General features: G+C 67.2%; 14 protein-coding genes. 6 read left to right on the top strand and 8 right to left on the bottom strand.

Annotation, left to right across the window (positions count from 1 at the left end):
- Nucleotides 1–44 precede the first annotated feature (44 nt).
- Nucleotides 45–365: a thioredoxin gene (gene trxA / locus IED13_RS18405; protein WP_038366779.1), complete on the top strand. Its 321-nt coding sequence runs from the start codon at nucleotides 45–47 to the stop codon at nucleotides 363–365.
- An 81-nt stretch (nucleotides 366–446) separates the two neighbouring features.
- Here the strand turns inward: trxA and IED13_RS18400 are convergent, their stop codons facing one another.
- Nucleotides 447–836 (bottom strand): DoxX family protein, encoded by a 390-nt coding sequence (locus IED13_RS18400; RefSeq protein ID WP_038366781.1) that lies wholly within the window; start codon nucleotides 834–836, stop codon nucleotides 447–449.
- Between the two features lie 261 nt (nucleotides 837–1,097).
- Here IED13_RS18400 and IED13_RS18395 point away from each other — a divergent pair, with 261 nt between their 5' ends.
- Nucleotides 1,098–3,260: a transglycosylase domain-containing protein gene (locus IED13_RS18395; RefSeq protein WP_404801900.1), complete on the top strand. Its 2,163-nt coding sequence runs from the start codon at nucleotides 1,098–1,100 to the stop codon at nucleotides 3,258–3,260.
- A gap of 65 nt (nucleotides 3,261–3,325) precedes the next feature.
- On the opposite strand, the gene IED13_RS18390 is transcribed toward IED13_RS18395, so the two are convergent.
- From IED13_RS18390 to IED13_RS18380, 3 genes are all read right to left on the bottom strand, one after another.
- Nucleotides 3,326–4,522, bottom strand: coding sequence for a multidrug effflux MFS transporter (locus IED13_RS18390; protein ID WP_191125030.1), 1,197 nt, complete (start codon nucleotides 4,520–4,522; stop codon nucleotides 3,326–3,328).
- A 61-nt stretch (nucleotides 4,523–4,583) separates the two neighbouring features.
- Nucleotides 4,584–5,261 carry a glutathione S-transferase family protein gene (locus IED13_RS18385; protein ID WP_404801899.1) on the bottom strand — a complete coding sequence of 226 codons (678 nt, stop codon included), beginning with the start codon at nucleotides 5,259–5,261 and terminating at the stop codon, nucleotides 4,584–4,586.
- Complete coding sequence (locus tag IED13_RS18380; RefSeq protein ID WP_191125029.1) at nucleotides 5,258–6,445, bottom strand: diaminopropionate ammonia-lyase; 1,188 nt, start codon at nucleotides 6,443–6,445, stop codon at nucleotides 5,258–5,260. Before IED13_RS18380 ends, IED13_RS18385 begins: the two co-directional genes overlap by 4 nt.
- 121 nt (nucleotides 6,446–6,566) lie before the next feature.
- Between IED13_RS18380 and IED13_RS18375 the strand changes: the two genes are divergently transcribed.
- A complete protein-coding gene (locus IED13_RS18375; RefSeq protein ID WP_112763913.1) occupies nucleotides 6,567–7,025 on the top strand; it encodes an Lrp/AsnC family transcriptional regulator in 459 nt (152 codons plus the stop codon).
- Nucleotides 7,026–7,187: 162 nt separating this feature from the next.
- Here IED13_RS18375 and IED13_RS18370 read toward each other — a convergent pair whose 3' ends face one another.
- The 3 genes from IED13_RS18370 to IED13_RS18360 are packed head-to-tail and all read right to left on the bottom strand — an operon-like array spanning nucleotide 7,188 to nucleotide 10,876.
- Nucleotides 7,188–8,408 (bottom strand): c-type cytochrome, encoded by a 1,221-nt coding sequence (locus IED13_RS18370; protein ID WP_191125028.1) that lies wholly within the window; start codon nucleotides 8,406–8,408, stop codon nucleotides 7,188–7,190.
- The gene (locus tag IED13_RS18365) at nucleotides 8,405–10,168 is read right to left on the bottom strand and encodes a GMC family oxidoreductase (RefSeq protein ID WP_133565967.1); all 1,764 of its coding nucleotides are present in this window, start codon (nucleotides 10,166–10,168) and stop codon (nucleotides 8,405–8,407) included. Before IED13_RS18365 ends, IED13_RS18370 begins: the two co-directional genes overlap by 4 nt.
- Before the next feature lie 15 nt (nucleotides 10,169–10,183).
- On the bottom strand, nucleotides 10,184–10,876 hold the full coding sequence (locus tag IED13_RS18360; RefSeq protein ID WP_248312658.1) for a gluconate 2-dehydrogenase subunit 3 family protein: 693 nt from the start codon (nucleotides 10,874–10,876) through the stop codon (nucleotides 10,184–10,186).
- Nucleotides 10,877–11,179: 303 nt separating this feature from the next.
- Between IED13_RS18360 and IED13_RS18355 the strand changes: the two genes are divergently transcribed.
- Nucleotides 11,180–12,979: a chloride channel protein gene (locus tag IED13_RS18355; RefSeq protein ID WP_191125026.1), complete on the top strand. Its 1,800-nt coding sequence runs from the start codon at nucleotides 11,180–11,182 to the stop codon at nucleotides 12,977–12,979.
- 42 nt (nucleotides 12,980–13,021) lie between these two features.
- Here IED13_RS18355 and IED13_RS18350 read toward each other — a convergent pair whose 3' ends face one another.
- A complete protein-coding gene (locus tag IED13_RS18350; RefSeq protein ID WP_191125025.1) occupies nucleotides 13,022–13,537 on the bottom strand; it encodes a 2'-5' RNA ligase family protein in 516 nt (171 codons plus the stop codon).
- A gap of 129 nt (nucleotides 13,538–13,666) precedes the next feature.
- Between IED13_RS18350 and IED13_RS18345 the strand changes: the two genes are divergently transcribed.
- Both IED13_RS18345 and IED13_RS18340 read left to right on the top strand, forming a co-directional pair.
- Nucleotides 13,667–14,776 (top strand): ABC transporter ATP-binding protein, encoded by a 1,110-nt coding sequence (locus IED13_RS18345; RefSeq protein ID WP_260368385.1) that lies wholly within the window; start codon nucleotides 13,667–13,669, stop codon nucleotides 14,774–14,776.
- A 15-nt stretch (nucleotides 14,777–14,791) separates the two neighbouring features.
- Nucleotides 14,792–15,922, top strand: coding sequence for an ABC transporter substrate-binding protein (locus IED13_RS18340; RefSeq protein ID WP_112763833.1), 1,131 nt, complete (start codon nucleotides 14,792–14,794; stop codon nucleotides 15,920–15,922).
- The last annotated feature ends 117 nt before the right edge of the window (nucleotides 15,923–16,039 follow it).

Genomic DNA, 16,039 nt, shown 5'->3' with positions numbered 1-16,039 from the left:
GAAGGGTGGCATTGCCTCCCACTGAAACCGAAAGGCGGCCAGTCATGGCAACGAGCAAGGTAACCGACCAGAGCTTCGAGGCCGATGTCCTCAAGTCCTCCGAGCCGGTGGTTGTGGATTTCTGGGCGGAATGGTGCGGCCCCTGCCGCATGATCGGCCCGGCGCTCGAGGAGATCGCGACCGAGCTCAACGGCAAGGTCAAGATCGTCAAGATGAATGTCGACGAGAATCAGCAGATCCCGGCTCAGTTCGGCATCCGCTCGATCCCGACGCTGATGCTGTTCAAGGACGGCAAGCTCGCCTCCCAGAAGGTCGGCGCCGCTCCCAAGAGCGATCTCTCGCGCTGGATCTCCGCGGCCGTCTGATCCGCTTTCAACGATCGCATCAAAAAAAGGCCCGCTTCCATGAGGAGGCGGGCCTTTTCGATTCGGGGGACTACAGCGGCTTCAGGCGCGGCTGTCCTTGTCGATCGCGAAGGCGCCGGCGCCGGCGAAGACGAAGTAGAGGAAGACGAAGCAGTAGAGGATCGCCGCATCGCCGCCGTTCAGGGCCGGATAGAGGCTCTTCGGCGCATGCGCCATCCAGTAGGCGAAGGCCATCTGGCCGGAGAGGATGAAGGCGACGATCCGGGTCTGGAAGCCGACCAGCACAAGCAAGCCGCCGACGAATTCGAGCACGCCCGCGAACCAGTAGAGCGTGAAGACCGCAGGCAGGCTGGGGCCGGGAGGGGCCGGGAAGCCGAAGAGCTTCTGCGCGCCGTGCACGATGAAGATCAGCGCGGTGACGATACGCAGCAGGCCAAGCATATGAGGCGCATAGCGATTGAGGGAAGTCATCTGGATCCTCTGTCGAAGAAGCGGTGGTGGGCGGCGGGTTCCTGCGCGTTTCCTGCTCGGCTTTTAGGCAGGGCTTCCGACTTTGCGCAACATCCCGAACGGGCTCATCCTCGTTTGCGCATTTGCAAAATAATCACGTTCCCGCGACGACTGTGTTATCCTTGCCGCACTGCACGCTTTACGAACCCTTAAAAGCGCCATGTTTGAATTCTGATTGGCCTGACCGCCTTGAAGGGCGGGCTAGCGGCCGAACGGGACAGGATGAACGACCGGCTTTCACGAGGCGAGCGGCGCGAGCCCTCCTTTGATTCTGGGCGCGGCGAAAGCCGCGACGACGGTGACATGCGCCTTTCTCCAGACGATCGCCCGACTCGATTCCAGCGGGCTCCGGCCCGGACCGAACCCGAGCGGCAACTGCGCAATCCGCCACGCCGCGACAAGCGCAATGGCAGCGGCGGTGGTGGCGGTAAGAAACGCGGCAGGCGCCGGCGGCGTTCCCTCTTCGGCGGGCTGATCTACTGGACGATGGTGCTCGGCCTCTGGTGCGTCATCGGCGTCGGCGGCGTCGTGGCCTATTACGCCTCGCAATTGCCGCCGATCGATCAGCTCACCGTGCCGCGCCGGCCGCCGAACATCGCGATCCTCGCCGCCGACGGTTCGCTGCTCGCCAATCGTGGCGAGACGGGCGGGCGCACCGTCACGCTGGGCGAGATACCGCCTTATCTGCCGAAAGCCTTCGTCGCCATCGAGGACAAGCGCTTCTACGACCATTTCGGTGTCGATCCGGTCGGCATCTCCCGCGCCGTGGTCAACAATCTGCGCGGCCGCAACGGCGTGCAGGGCGGCTCGACGCTGACCCAGCAGCTCGCCAAGAACCTCTTCCTGACGCAGGAGCGCACCGCCGCCCGCAAGATCCAGGAAGCGATCCTGGCGCTCTGGCTGGAGCGCACCTACAGCAAGGACCAGATCCTCGAGCTCTATCTGAACCGCGTCTATTTCGGCTCCGGCGCCTATGGCGTCGAGGCGGCGGCGCAGCGCTATTTCAACAAATCGGCCCGCTCGGTGACGATCGCCGAGGCGGCGATGCTGGCCGGCCTCGTCCAGGCGCCGTCGCGGCTGGCGCCGAACCGCAACCCCGATCTGGCCGAGAAGCGGGCGCAGCTCGTCATCGCTGCCATGGCCGATCAGGGCTTCATCTCGCAGGACGCGGCCAAGACCGCGATGACCGCCCCGGCCGAAGTGCCCGAACGCACCGGCGCCGGCTCGGTCAACTATGCCGCCGACTATGTCATGGACGTGCTCGACGACTTCATCGGTGCGGTCGAGGGCGACGTCACCGTGCTGACCACGATCGACACCAAGCTGCAGGGCTCGGCCGAGACCATCCTCGTCGATGCGCTCTCGGCGCAGGGCGCCAAGCTGCACGCCTCGCAGGGCGCGGTCGTCTCGCTGGCGCCCGACGGCGCCATCCGCGCGCTGATCGGCGGGCGCGACTACACCAAGAGCCAGTTCAACCGCGCGACCGCGGCGCGCCGCCAGCCGGGCTCCTCCTTCAAGCCCTTCGTCTATCTGACGGCGATGGAGAAGGGGCTCACCCCCGACACGATCCGCGACGATGCGCCAGTCTCGATCAAGGGCTGGGAACCGGAGAACTATTCGCGGACCTATCGCGGCCCGGTGACGCTGCGGACCGCGATGCAACATTCGCTCAACACGGTCGCCGCCCGGCTGATCCAGGAGGTGACGCCCAAGGAGGTGGTCCGCACGGCCCAGCGCCTCGGCATCAGCTCGGCGCTCCAACCCAATATGTCGCTGGCGCTCGGCACCTCCGAGGTGACGCCGCTCGAGATGACGGCGGCCTATGCCACTTTCGCCAATGGCGGCCAGTCGGTGCTGCCCTATGTCATCCGCGAGGTCCGCCAGACCAGCGGCAAGGTCGTCTATGCCCGCAAGGCCAACAGCTTCGGCCCCGTCATCCAGCCGCAGCCGCTGGCGATGATGGACACGATGTTCAATGGCGTCATGAATGGCGGCACCGGCAGCAAGTTCAACATTCCGGGCTGGGAGGTCGGCGGCAAGTCGGGCACGACGCAGGATTACGGCGACGCCTGGTTCGTCGGCTTCACGGCCAAGCTCGTCACCGCCGTCTGGGTCGGCAACGACGATAATTCGAAGATGAAGCGCGTCACCGGCAGTGGCCTGCCCGGCGAGATCTGGGGCAAGTACATGAAGCTGGCCCATGCCGGTGCGCAGCCGATCCCGCTGCCCGGCGGCTTCTGGCAGGGCGCGCCGACGCCGGTGGAGGCGCCGATCGCCCAGGCCGCGCCGCAACAGGGCGGCCCGATGCCGCTCGAGGGTGACCGCGCCTGGGTGCCGCCACCGCCGCAGGAGAAGAACTTCCTGGAGCGGCTGTTCGGGGGCTAGCATCGGTCCGAAAAGTGGAGTGCACTTTTCTGAGCAAGCCGATGCGTGACGCCTAGAGCCCCCCTTCAGTGTTTCGCGGCCCTGACCCGGCCGCTGAGCTTGAACAGCACGAAGGCCGCGACGCCGAGCGCCGACATCACCAGCGGCAGGGGCAGCGCCGCCCCCTTCAGCAGGTGGCCGACGAGCAGCCCGACGCAGGCCGAGAGCAGCATCTGGCACAGCCCGTTGAAGGACGAGGCCGCGCCGGCACGGTCCGGAAACGGCATCATCGCCGAGGCCTGCGCCTGCGGCATGGTGAGCCCGACACCGCAGGCATAGACCGCCCAGGACAGCACCACCCCGAAGGCCCCGCCCGCGCCCGTCGCGACGGCGCCCAGCATCATCAGCCCGCCGAGCGCCAGGCAGAGCACGCCGAGCCCGATGATCCCGTCCATGCCGCGGGACCCGACGAGCCGCTGCGCCAGAATGGTGCCGCCAATGAAGCCGACGACGCCGAAAGAGAAGGAAAGCCCGTATTGCACCGGCGTCAGCCCGTAGACGCCGGTCAGCACGAAGGAAGAGCCGGAGATGAAGGCGAAGAGCCCGGCATAGGCCAGCGCCGTCAGCGCGACATAGACGCGGAAGGCGCGGTTCTCCAGCAAAGTGCCGAAGCCTTTGAAGATCGTGACGAGCGAGAGCGGCTGCGGGGAGCGCTTGCGCAGCGTCTCCGGCATCACGGCGACGATCACCGCCGCCAGCCCGAGCGCGAAGACGAGCGAGGCGATGAAGGTCGAGCGCCAGCCGAAGGCGACCTGCAGCACGCCGCCGATGACGGGCGCCACCGCCGGCACCAGCCCCATGATCATGCCCATCCGGGCCAGTTCCTTGCCGGCGCGTGCGCCCTCGTAGAGGTCGCGCACCATGGCGCGGCCGAGCACGATCGGCCCGGAGGCGCCGAGCGCCTGCAGCGCCCGCGCCGCGGTCAAGGCCTCGATCGAGGGCGAGAAGGCACAGGCCAGCGTCGCCACGGTGAAGAGGCCGAGCCCGGCGAGCAGGACGGGCTTGCGTCCGAGCCGGTCCGAGAGTGGCCCCCACAGGATCTGCCCGGCGGCGAAGCCGAAGAGGAAGGAGGAGAGCGTCGCCTGCGCGCCGGCGACGTCGGTCCCCATCACGCGCACGATGTCGGGCAGCGAGGGCAGGTAGAAATCGGTCGAGAGCGGACCCAGCGCCGTCAGCATGGCGAGGACGGCCGTCATCGCCAGCGTATCGGGACGAAGCTTCATCGCGGGTCTCCGGCACACGGCCGGATCGCGGGCCGCGCGCCCCTGCTACGACGTCAGCCGGTCATCCGGCAATGGTCGTGGCCGGCGGAGCATCCTGCGTCTCACCGGAATAGTCCGTCACCCGCATCGACGGGCGCTCGGAAAAAGCCTCGTACCACCGGGTCAGCCGGGGGCGGCCGGTGCGGAAATCCGGCAGCGCGCGGAATTCCAGCCAGGCGAGCGCGGTCGCCAGTGCGACATGGCCGAGATGCAGGGGCCCTTCGAGTCCATTCTGCCGCTCGATGAGGTCGTAGGATTCGACGAGCTTGGCGGCCTGCCCCTCGGCCAACGGCGGATGGCGCAGATGCGCGGGGCGGCGCTCGATCTCCCAGCGCAGCGCGATGCCGGCATCGCAGAGGCCCTGAGCGACGGCGTGCAGACGCAGCGCCTCCCAGCGCGTCGGCCCGCCGGGCGGGATCAGCCGCCGGCCGGCATGAAGCCGGTCGAGATAGTCGCAGATCACCAGCGAATCGAAGATCGCGCCAACTTCCGGCGTGATCAGAACCGGCACCTTGCCGAGTGGGTTGACCGCGAAGACGGCGTTGTTCCGGTTGGTCGGGCTGGTCTCATGGTCGATCACCGCGAGCCGTTCGGCGAGCCCCGCCTCATGGGCGAAGACGATGACCTTGCGGGCATAGGGTGAGTGGCTCTGCGAATAGAGCGGCAGGCGCGCGCCGGTGCTCGCCGCCGGCGGGGTCATGGCGCCACCGCGCCGGGCGAAAGCCCGACCAGCTCGGCGTAGCGCGCCGGGTCGGTCGCGCCCTCGGTGTTGACGAGGAAGACGCGCGAGGTCCCGTCGAGCTTCAGCGCCGCGCGCGTATCGCGATTGCGCAGTGCCGCCAGCAGTCCCGCAAGCCCTGCGGCACCGCTTTCGCCAGTGACGATCGCGGGATCGCCCGCGACCGGGCGGGCGATCCGGTTCATCGCCTCCACGGCGTCGGAATCCGCTGCCGTGAGGAAGGCATCGGCGGCGCGGTAGAGCACGCGCAGCGCCAGGGGCGAGGGATCGTAGCATTCGAGCATCGCCATCACCGTCGGGGCGCCATGGGCGATCTTGACCGGGCGGCCCTGCTGCGCGGCCGCGAAGACGCAAGCCGCAAGTTCCGGCTCGACCACGGTGAAGAACGGGCGGTTGGCGCCGAACTGCGTCTGCATCTGTGCCGCCAGCGCGGCTGCGATGCCGCCGACGCCGGCCTGCACGAAGACATGTGTCGGACGCTCCGGGAGCTGAGCGAAGGCCTCGCTCGCGATGGCCGTATAGCCCTGCATCACCAGGCCCGGAATGCGCTCATAGCCGTCCCAGGAGGTATCCGAAACGACGGTCCAGCCCCGTTCGGCCGCGACCCGCGCGGCTTCGACGACCGAATCGTCATAGGTACCGGCGACCCGCACCATCTCAGCACCGAAGCGCGCGATGGCGGCGACGCGCTCCTCGCTGACGCCGCCATGCACGAAGATCACGGCCTTGGCCCCGACGAGCTGCGCGCCCTGAGCGACCGAGCGCCCGTGATTGCCGTCGGTGGCGCAGGCGAAGGTCATGCCGGCGGCGATCGCCCGCATGGCGGGGTCGTTGATCTCGGTGTCGTCCAACCTCCGGCCGAGCCTGGCCGACGCTTCCTCCAGCGCGAGCCGGATCACCGCATAGGCGCCCCCCAGCGCCTTGAAGCTGCCGAGCCCGAGGCGCCGGCCTTCATCCTTGATGAACAGCCCGCCGATTCCCAGCGCCGCCGCGAGGCCGGGCAGGGCATGGAGCGGCGTCGGCGCATGGCCGGCGCGCTGGGCGAGATGTCGCGCGATGGCTTGCGCCCCAGACGGCCCGAGCATCGCGACATCGGCCGGGTCGAGATCGCGTCCATAGTCGTGATGCGTGTTGAGCAGGAACATGGATCGCCTCGCCATTCCACCGGATAGCGAATGGATATTGCAACGCAGGCGAAAAAGGTGCTGCAATCCAGCTCTTCGGATGCAAGTTTATTTCGCGGAGCAGGGCGTGGCCGAGCCGGATATGCAACTCGACGCTTTCGACCGCGCGATCCTCGCCATCCTCCAGCAGGACAACACCACGCCGCAGCGGGTGATCGGCGAGCGGGTCCATCTCTCGGCGCCGGCGGTGCAGCGCCGCATCCGCCGCATGGAGGCTCAAGGGATCATCCGGGCCAATGTCGCGGTGGTCGATCCCGCCGCGCTCGGTCATCCGATCACGCTCTTCGTCGAGATCGAGCTCGTCAGCGAGACGGCCGTCGACATCGACGCCGCCAAGACCGCCTTCCTCGCCGCGCCGGAGGTGCAGCAATGCTACTACGTCACCGGCGAGGTCGACTTCATGCTGGTCGTGCTGGTGCCGAGCATGGCGGCCTATGAGGCGCTGACCCGCCGGCTCTTCTTCGCCAACCCCAATATCCGCAAGTTCCGCTCATTCGTCGCCATGGACCGGGTCAAGACGGGGCTGACTGTTCCGGTCTAGGTATCGCTCTCGAGCCCTAGCCGGTCATCCCGGACAAGCCGCCTCTGGCGGCGCCGACCCGGGATCCATGCCGGAGCGAATCCGCTGAAGGTTCAGGCATGGATCCCGGGTCTGCGCTGCGCTCCGCCCGGGATGACCGCGCGAGGGAATGCCGTGCGGTCCCTATCGCGTCAGCGCCGCCCGCAGATCCTTGACCTGCCCGGCTGTCACGGGCGGGGCGGCATTGCCCCAGCTGTTGCGGACATAGGTCAGCACATTGGCGACATCGGCGTCGCTCAGGTTCCAGCCGAAGGAGGGCATCGCCGGCGTCGTCGGCTTGGCGGCGGTGCTGGCCGCCTGGCTGCCTTCCAGCACGACGCGGATCAGCGATGTCGGGTCGGTGCCGTTGACCGTCGGAGTCTTGGCCAGCGTCGGGAACAGAGAGGGCTGGCCCGCGCCGGAGGAGATGTGGCAGGCCGAGCAGCGGTCGAGATAGATCGCCTTGCCCGCGGTCATGGCGGCATCGGTCGCCGCGACCGGGGTAGGTGCGGGCGCGCCGTCGCCCTTGACGTCCTTGAGATAGGTCGCGACGGCTGTGAGGTCGGCGTCGTCCCACAGGCGCGTCGAGTGACTGATGGCCTCGGCCATCGGGCCCGACGCGATATCGAAGCGGTTCGCTCCGGTCTTGAGATAGGCGACGATGTCGTCGCTCGACCAGCTTCCGATGCCCTTATGCGGATCGCTGGTGATGTTCGGCGCAAACCAGCTCTGCAGATTGCCGCCGCGCAGGAATTCGTCGCCCTTGTCGGCGCCGGTCAGGCTCTTGGGCGTATGGCAGGTGCCGCAATGGCCGGCGCCGTTGACCAGATAGGCGCCCCGGTTCCACTCGGCCGATTTGCTGGCGTCGGGCTGGAACTCCTTCGGCGAGAAATTGAGGAGGTTCCAGCCGATCAGCGAGGCCCGGATATTGAACGGGAAGGGGAGCTGGTTCGAGACGACGCGGTTCGAGACCGGCTCGACCTTCTGGAAATAGGCCCAGAGATCGGCGACGTCGGAATCCTTCATCGTCGCATAGGCCGGGTAGGGCATCGCCGGATAGAGACGCTTGCCGTCCTTGCCGACGCCGGTCTTCACCGCGCTGCGGAAATCCGCATAGGTCCAGCTTCCGATGCCGGTCTCGAGGTCTGGCGTGATGTTGGACGGCACCAGCGCGCCGAAGGGCGTCTGCAGCGGTGCGCCCCCGGCGAAGGGCTTGCCGCCGGGCTTGGTGTGGCAGGCCGCGCAATCGGCCAGGATCGCCTGGTAGCGGCCGGCATTGATGCGGTCGAACAGGTCGGAGGCGAGGACTTTCGCCCCGAAGAGCGTGGCGGCCGCGAGGCCGGCGAGGAGCGCTGCCTTCTTCATGCTTCCACCAGCTTGCCGGGGTTTTTCAGATAGTGGTTGCGGATCGAATCCGCGGCCCAGAAGGCAAGCGCGCCGACCGGCCCGGTCGGGTTCTTGCCGGCATTCTGCGGGAAGGCCGAGGCGCCGATGGCGAAGACGTTCGGCACGTCCCAGCTCTGCAGGTGCCGGTTGACCGCGCTGGTCCTCGGGTCCGTGCCCATGATCGCGCCGCCGGTGTTGTGCGTGCTCTGATAGGGCACGGAGTTCCAGCCCTTCTGCTGCTTGCCGACGACCGCCTGCTTGCCGCCGAGCGCGGTGGCGATTTCCTGCATCCGGTCGCTCACCCAGTTCGACATGCGGATGTCGTTGTCCGGGAAGTCGAAGGTGACGCGCAGCAGCGGCCGGCCGAAGCGGTCCTTATAGGTCGGGTCGAGGTCGAGATAGTTGCCGCGCGTCGCATAGGAGGAGCCCTGCGACGAGAAGGTCAGGGTGTTGTTGTAATACTGCTTGGTCGCCTTCTTCCAGGCCGAGCCCCAGCGCGGCGTGCCGGGCGGCACGGGCCGGTACTGGATCGGGCGGCCATTCGTCGGGATGCAGTTGATGCCGGCGCCGCCGACGAAGTTCAGCGCGCCATGGTCGAAGGCATCGCCATTGTAGTCGTCCACCGTCTGGCCGAGCGCGCCGGCCGCGATGAACGGGTTCATCGACTTGCCCTCGAAGAAGACCTGCGCCGAGGCATTGGTCTGGTAGCAGTAGTTGCGCCCGACCACGCCTTCGCCGGTTGCGGGATCGTAGGGCTTGCCGATGCCCGAGAGCAGCATCAGCCGGACATTGTGCAGCCCGTAGGCGTTGAGCAGCACGATATCGGCCGGCTGCTCGAAAGTTTCGCCGTTGACGTCGATATAGGTGACGCCCGTCGCGGTCTTGCCGTCGGGCGCCAGGTTGATCTTGAGCACCTCGCATTCGGTGCGCGCCTCGAAATTCGACTTGCGCATCAGGACGGGCAGCACGGTCGTATGCGCGCTCGACTTCGAATAATTGGCGCAGCCGAAGCGCTCGCAGAAGCCGCAGGCGGTGCATTGCCCCATGGCGATGCCGAGCGGGTTGACATAGGCCTTGGACAGGTTGGCCGAGGGCGTCGGGAAGGGGTGCAGCCCCCTGGACCGCGCGGCTTCCGCGAACAGCGTCGGCGCATAGGTCATCTGCATCGCCGGCAGCGGGTATTCGCGCTTGCGCGGCCCCTCGAAGGGGTTGCCGCCCGGCTGGATCGTGCCGTTGAGGTTCCCGGCCTTGCCGGAAATGCCGGCGAGATATTCGAAGCGGTCGAAGGCGCTTTCGAGCTCGTCATAGCTCACGCCCCAGTCCTGGATCTGAAGCTCGGAGAGCCGGTCCGCGCCGTAGCGCTCGGTCAGATGCGTCTTGAGCGTGAAATCGCTCGGAAAGAAGCGCCAGGTATGGCCGTTCCAGTGCGTGCCCGCGCCGCCGACGCCGGTGCCGGGCAGGAAGGAGCCGTAGTCGCGCATCGGCAGCGCCGTCTGCGTGACGTTGTTACGCATCGTCATCGCTTCCTGCGCCGGCTGCAGGAACAGGTCCTTGCGCACGGCATAGCGCAATTCGTCGGGGGCGTAGGCGACGTTGAAGTCGGTCGCGGTGTCGCGCCAGGGGCCGCGCTCGATCGCGACGACGTCGAGGCCGGCATCCGTCAGCTCATGCGCCAGGATCGAGCCGGTCCAGCCGAGCCCGACGATGACGACATCCTTGCGGGGGAGTTTGCGTGCCATCTGTCAGCTTCCCGCCTACTTGTCGCCCGTCTTCCATTCCGGCCGGCCCGCAATCGACAGCGGCGGCAGGGGGAAGGGCTGGTTATGGGCCGTGATGTAATCGCGATAATCGTAGCGGGCGCCGGGGAAGCCGATGAACTTCCAGCCCGCCATGTCCTTGTTGCCGCCATAGATCGGGTCGGCGAAGAAGCCTTCCATGGTGTTCTGCAGCACGAGGTTGAAGAAGCCGGCGGCGGGCTTGTAGTCGACCTTGCCGGTCTCGAAGTCCTTCAGCACCTGGTCCTGCTCGGCGGCGCCGAGATCGAAGAATGCTTTGCCGCCGAAGTTCGCCCTTGTGTGCTTGTTGAGTGCGTCGAGCCCTTCCCGATAGCGCCGGGTCGGCGCCGCGCTGCCCTGATAGCCCTGCGTCGGCAGCCCGGCGGCAAAGGGGCCTTGCGTGTAGAGTCGTTCCGAGGAGCCGTAGCTGCCGGCGAGCTGCCGGTCGATGAAGCCTGCGCAGCCGGCCTCCCTGCCGCCGATGCTGAGCTCGTCGGCCGGGATCAGCCGGTCGACGATCGCCTCGACGGTGCGGGCTTCCTCCGGGGTGAAGACGTACCAGCGCCCGCCGGGCAGCGTCGCGGGAGGCAGGGCCGCGAAGGGCTTCCACGGCAGCGAACCGGAATGCTCCGCGGCGCGCGCCCCGGGAGCCGAGGCGATCAGCAGCAACATACTGGTGGAGGAAAGAAACTGGCGCCGACTGGGAGAGAGGGACGGCATAGACGGGCCTCGCTGGGCTGGTCTTCTGCGGCGAAGCGCCGCGGACCACATCGCCGAAACTTCACTTTAGAACGATGACAATCAACCGCGCATCGAGCGCGGCCGTCATGCGTCGAGGGCATGCAAACGGACATCTTTTTGAAACCACTTCACCCGAAAGCATGATGATCGCATCGGGCGACCGCCCGGCCCTTGTTATCGCCACGGCAATATGCGACCGCCGGCCAACGCAAACCCGCCTCACGGGCCGCTGCCTTGATCACCGTCAAAGCCACCCCTCCCGACACGTCGTCTCCCGATACGCCGCAGGGGCTGCGCGCGCTGATCCGGTCCAGCGAAATCGGGATCGTCGTCCTGGCGTCGGTGGTTGGCGTCCTGGCCGGCATCGTCGTCGTCGCGATGTCGCTGGCGACGCAGTTCCTGCACGAGCTGATCTTCGGGATCGCCAGCGGCCAGCGGCTTTCGATCGCGAGCGGCATTCCGCCCTGGCGGGCCATTGCCGGGCCGGTGGCCGGCGGCCTCGTCGTCGGTTTCGCCTCCTGGTTCTTCTTCCGCCGTCGCAGCCAGCCGGTCGACCCGATCGAGGCCAACGCGCTGCATGGCGGGCGCATGTCGATGCGCGACAGCATCATCGTCGCGCTCCAGACCATCGGCTCGAGCGGTTCCGGTGCCTCGGTCGGGCTTGAAGCCGGCTACACGCAGGCCGCCAGCGGGCTCGCCTCCCATATCGGACGCCGGTTGCGCCTGCGCCGGGCGGATATGCGGCTCATCGTCGGCTGCGCTGCCGGCGGTGCGATCGGCGCCGCCTTCGACGCGCCGCTGACCGGCGCCTTCTACGCCTTCGAGCTCATCCTCGGCAGCTATTCGATCGCGGTCTTCGTGCCGGTCATGGCCGCGACCTTCATGGCGACCGTCACGCATGATCTGCTCTCGCCGGCCCTGCTCTCGGTCGAGGTGCCGGCGATCGGCTCGATCACCATCTCGGACCTGCCGCTGGTCGTCCTGCTCGGCTCGGCCTGCGGCCTCGTCGGCATCGTCGTGATGCGCGCCGCCGCCTTCGTCGAGGCGGCCTTCCGCCGCTCGCGCATCCCGACCTATCTGCGACCGGCCTTCGGCGGCCTCGTCGTCGGCGCGCTCGCCATCTGGATTCCCTCGGTCTTCTCCGCCGGTCACGGCGCCATCAACCTCTATCTCGGCATGGATGCGAGCCTCGGCCTGCTGGCGCTGGTGCTGGTCGCCAAGGCGCTGGCCTCCTCGGTCTCGATCGGCTCCGGCTTCCGCGGCGGCCTGTTCTTCGCCTCGCTGCTGCTCGGGGTCCTGACCGGCCGGCTCTTCATCGGCCTGCTCACCCCATTCTTCCCCAATCTCGTCGGCCACGAGACCTTGTTCGCGCTGGTGGGGATGAGCTCGCTTGCCGTCTCGATCGTCGGCGGGCCGATGACGATGGCGCTCCTGGCGCTGGAGATGACGGGCAATCTCAAGCTCACCTTGGCGGTGATGGGCGCGGCCGGCGCCGCCTCGCTGGTGACACGCCGGCTCTTCGGCTACTCCTTCGCCACCTGGCGCTTCCATCTGCGCGGCGAAAGCATCCGCGGCGCCTATGATGTCGGCTGGATCCGCGATCTCACCGCCGGCAGCATGATGCGTCTCGAAGTGCCGAAGATCGAGGCGGACGCGCCGATCGCCGAGGCCCGGCTGAAATATCCGCCCGGTTCAATCAACTATCTCGTCGCCGTCGGCCAGAACGACGCCTATGCCGGCATGATCCCGCCGGGCGCGCTCTACGAGCCCGACCCCGCGCTCGACGAGCAGGCCGCGGCCGAGCCGGCGCCGCGCACCGTGCGCCATCTCCTGCGCAACGGCGACAAGATGCTCCTCGCCAACATGTCGGTGCGCGACACGCTGAAGCTGTTCGACGAGGCGGAGAGCGAGGCGCTGCCGGTGGTGGCCGATCGCGAGAGCCGGCGCCTCGTCGGCATCCTCAGCGAGGCGCATGCGATCAAGCGCTACAGCGAAGAGGTCAGCCGCCGCAACCGCGAGCTGACGGGCGAGTAGCCTGCCTTCCCTTTTCCGCCGATGATCTGAGAAGCCGCCGGCTCAGGCCGAGCGCAGGCTTGCCTGCGCAACCACACGCCATTCCGCGATCGGGACATCCTGCCCCGAGGTGACGACGCCGATCCGGTCGAAGCGGATGCTGCGTCCGGCGAGCCGCGCATTCACCTCCCGGATGGCTTCGGCCTTCGCCGCTGCCACGACCGGGCCGTAGAGCAGCGAGACATGCGGCATGAAGCTGTCGAGGCTGTCGGGATCGAGCGCGCGCTTGAGCTTCGCCAGCGGCGACGAGACCGCGAAACGCGCGTAGAATGAGCGGAAGAAGGCGTCGCTTCCCTCGACGACGGCGACCGGTTCCGCAAAGGCTTCGACCGTCGCCGCGGCCTCCGCCACCGCGCGTTCCAGGGCGGCAGGGGGCGTGGGCGTGTCGCCGCGCAGCGTCAGATGCGGGGCGAAGATGGGCGTGCCGAAACGGCCCGACAATTCGCCGACGAGAGCCGCCATCATCGCCTCGTCATCGGCGGCCGGCAGAAGCCAGAGGGAATGAATTTTAGCTGTCATCCAAGTTTCACAAAGCTCTTGCATAGACTGCGCCCCGTACGTAACATTTATTTCAAAAGGATCGGCAATGGAAGAAATATTCCAGTTCGCCGGCGGCCGGGGAAGGGCCAGGGAGTAGCTGTCTTGCAGGTGGAAACGCAGCCCAAAACCGGCAGCGGCGCGGCGATCAGCGTGCGCGGTCTCGAGGTCGCCTATAGCGGCACGCGGGTGCTGCATGGCATCGATCTCGACTTCGCGCCCGGCAGTTTCACGGCGCTGCTCGGCTCCTCCGGCTGCGGCAAGACCACGCTGTTGCGCTCCCTCTCCGGCTTCGTTCCGGTCGAGGCCGGCTCCATCGTCGTCGGCGGCAAGGATATCGCCGGCCTGCCGCCTGAGAAGCGGGGTATGGCGATGGTCTTCCAATCCTATGCGCTCTGGCCGCATATGACCGTGCTGCAGAACATCGGCTACGGCCTCAAGCTGCGCGGCAAGTCGAAGGCGGAGATCGCCGCCCGGGTCGCCGAGGTGCTGAGTTTCCTCGGCTTGTCCGGCTACGAGGAGCGCAAGGTCACGGCGCTGTCGGGCGGCCAGCGCCAGCGCGTCGCGCTGGGCCGCGCGCTTGCGATCGACCCCGGCATCCTGCTGCTCGACGAGCCGCTTTCCAATCTCGACGCCAAGATCCGCATGACGATGCGCCATGAGATCAGGGCCATCCAGCAGCGGCTCGGCCTCACCGCCGTCCATGTCACCCATGATCGCGAGGAGGCCATGACCATGGCCGACCGGCTGGTGATCATGCAGGCGGGTCATATCGCGCAGGTCGGCACGCCCGAGGAGGTCTATGACCGCCCGGCCAGTGCCTTCGTCGCCAATTTTATGGGCGCCGAGAACGTATTGCCGCTCCATGTGGAGCGCGGCGAGGGGCAGGCTGCCATCGCTGCCGGCGACGCCCGTGCGACGCTTGCCGGCGAAGCCGCCGCCGCACTGCCGGCCGGCGAGGCGCTCGCCTATTTCCGCGACGATGTCGCAAGCCTGGGCAACCTCGATGCGCCGGCTTCGGGGGGCGATCTCGTCGTCCCCGGCACCATCGCCGCACGCGCCTATCCCGGCGGCATCTACCGCTACAAGGTGGAAGCCGCCGGTCGCCAGATCACGGTCGACGATGTCGGCCGTCACGAACTCGGAACGAAGGTCGGTCTGCGCATTCCGCTGCAGCGCCTTCACATCTTCCCGGCGACCGAGGCCGGGATTGCCGCCTGACAGGGAGTCAGACACATGCGCATTATCACGCTTGCCTGCTCACTCGCTGCGCTGATTGTGGCATCGCCGCTATCCGCGCAGACCCTCAACGTCGCCTCCGCGGGCGACCAGAACATGGTCGATTACGTCAAGGACTATCTCGGGCCGATGTTCGAGAAGGCCCATCCGGGCGTGAAGGTCGTCTCTGTCGGCACCGGCCCCGGCGATGCCGGCTCGCAGAAGATCTACGAGAAGCTCGACGCCCAGAAGGGTTCGGCCACGACCGATTTCGACGTCGTCGTGATCCACCAGAAGGCCGCCGGCCAGATGGTCAAGGAAGGCCTGCTCGCCAAGTACACGGCCAATGTCGACACTTCGAAGCTCGTTTCCAGCGAGACGGCGAAGAACTCGCTCGGCTCCGACGTCTCCGGCTATGTCATGCCGATGTTCCAGTCGCAGACGGCGCTCGCCTACAACGCCGACATGCTGAAGAACCCGCCCGCCAACTTCACCGAGCTGAAGGAGTGGGTGAAGAAGAACCCGAAGCAGTTCGGCTATAACGGCATCAAGGGCGGCATGTCCGGCGTCGCTTTCGTCGCCGGCTGGGTCTACGCCTTCGGCGGCGACGCCAACAAGCTGATCCAGGGCCCTTATGACGCGGCCGAGAAAGCCAAGTGGGACGCCGCCTTCGGAGAGCTCAAGGAGTTCAACAAGAACGCCGTGATCACCCCCGGCAATGCCGGCACGCTCGACATGCTCAACCGCGGCGAGATCGCGATGGGACCGGTCTGGGTCGACATGTTCTATTCCTGGCAGGCCGACGGCAAGCTGCCGCCGAGCATGAAGCTGAAGCTCGCCTCGCCCGGCATGCCCGGCCAGCCGATGTATTATTCGGTTCCGGAGAAGTCGGCTCAGAAGAAGCTGGCCGAGGAGTTCATCGCGCTCGCCACCAGCCCGCAGGTCCAGGCCGACGGCATCGTCAAGAAGTTCAACTGGTATCCGGGCATCGACGCCAAGAACCTCGAAGGCAAGCTCGACAAAGCCGCCTGGGACAAGCTGTTCACCGACATCACCCCGGCCGACCTGTCCAAGAACGCTAAGCCCTTCCCGATCGCGCCCTACTTCAACGACATCCTCGAGGGCTACGAGAAGAAGGTCGCGAACTGAGATTCGCCTGCTGGGGCGGCGTGGGAAACCACGTCGTCCCGGGCCTCATCCTCCGTCATCCTCGGGCTTGACCCGAGGATCTCATGACCAGTTCGCTCTGGTTTCCGAGATGGTCGG

Origin of the sequence: Allobosea spartocytisi (genome assembly GCF_014764685.1) — a bacterium.
In the GTDB taxonomy this organism is placed as follows: Bacteria; Pseudomonadota; Alphaproteobacteria; order Rhizobiales; family Beijerinckiaceae; genus Allobosea; species Allobosea spartocytisi.
This window is presented reverse-complemented; position numbering and strand designations above follow the sequence as displayed.

Bases quoted from the DNA above. Each gene is read 5' to 3' on its own strand.
- IED13_RS18340 (WP_112763833.1), top strand. From the start codon at position 14,792: ATGCGCATTATCACGCTTGCCTGCTCACTCGCTGCGCTGATTGTGGCA.
- IED13_RS18385 (WP_404801899.1), bottom strand. From the start codon at position 5,261: ATGACCCCGCCGGCGGCGAGCACCGGCGCGCGCCTGCCGCTCTATTCG.
- IED13_RS18350 (WP_191125025.1), bottom strand. From the start codon at position 13,537: ATGACAGCTAAAATTCATTCCCTCTGGCTTCTGCCGGCCGCCGATGAC.
- IED13_RS18375 (WP_112763913.1), top strand. From the start codon at position 6,567: ATGCAACTCGACGCTTTCGACCGCGCGATCCTCGCCATCCTCCAGCAG.
- IED13_RS18360 (WP_248312658.1), bottom strand. From the start codon at position 10,876: ATGTTGCTGCTGATCGCCTCGGCTCCCGGGGCGCGCGCCGCGGAGCAT.
- IED13_RS18370 (WP_191125028.1), bottom strand. From the start codon at position 8,408: ATGAAGAAGGCAGCGCTCCTCGCCGGCCTCGCGGCCGCCACGCTCTTC.
- IED13_RS18380 (WP_191125029.1), bottom strand. From the start codon at position 6,445: ATGTTCCTGCTCAACACGCATCACGACTATGGACGCGATCTCGACCCG.
- IED13_RS18390 (WP_191125030.1), bottom strand. From the start codon at position 4,522: ATGAAGCTTCGTCCCGATACGCTGGCGATGACGGCCGTCCTCGCCATG.
- IED13_RS18400 (WP_038366781.1), bottom strand. From the start codon at position 836: ATGACTTCCCTCAATCGCTATGCGCCTCATATGCTTGGCCTGCTGCGT.
- IED13_RS18365 (WP_133565967.1), bottom strand. From the start codon at position 10,168: ATGGCACGCAAACTCCCCCGCAAGGATGTCGTCATCGTCGGGCTCGGC.
- trxA (WP_038366779.1), top strand. From the start codon at position 45: ATGGCAACGAGCAAGGTAACCGACCAGAGCTTCGAGGCCGATGTCCTC.
- IED13_RS18395 (WP_404801900.1), top strand. From the start codon at position 1,098: ATGAACGACCGGCTTTCACGAGGCGAGCGGCGCGAGCCCTCCTTTGAT.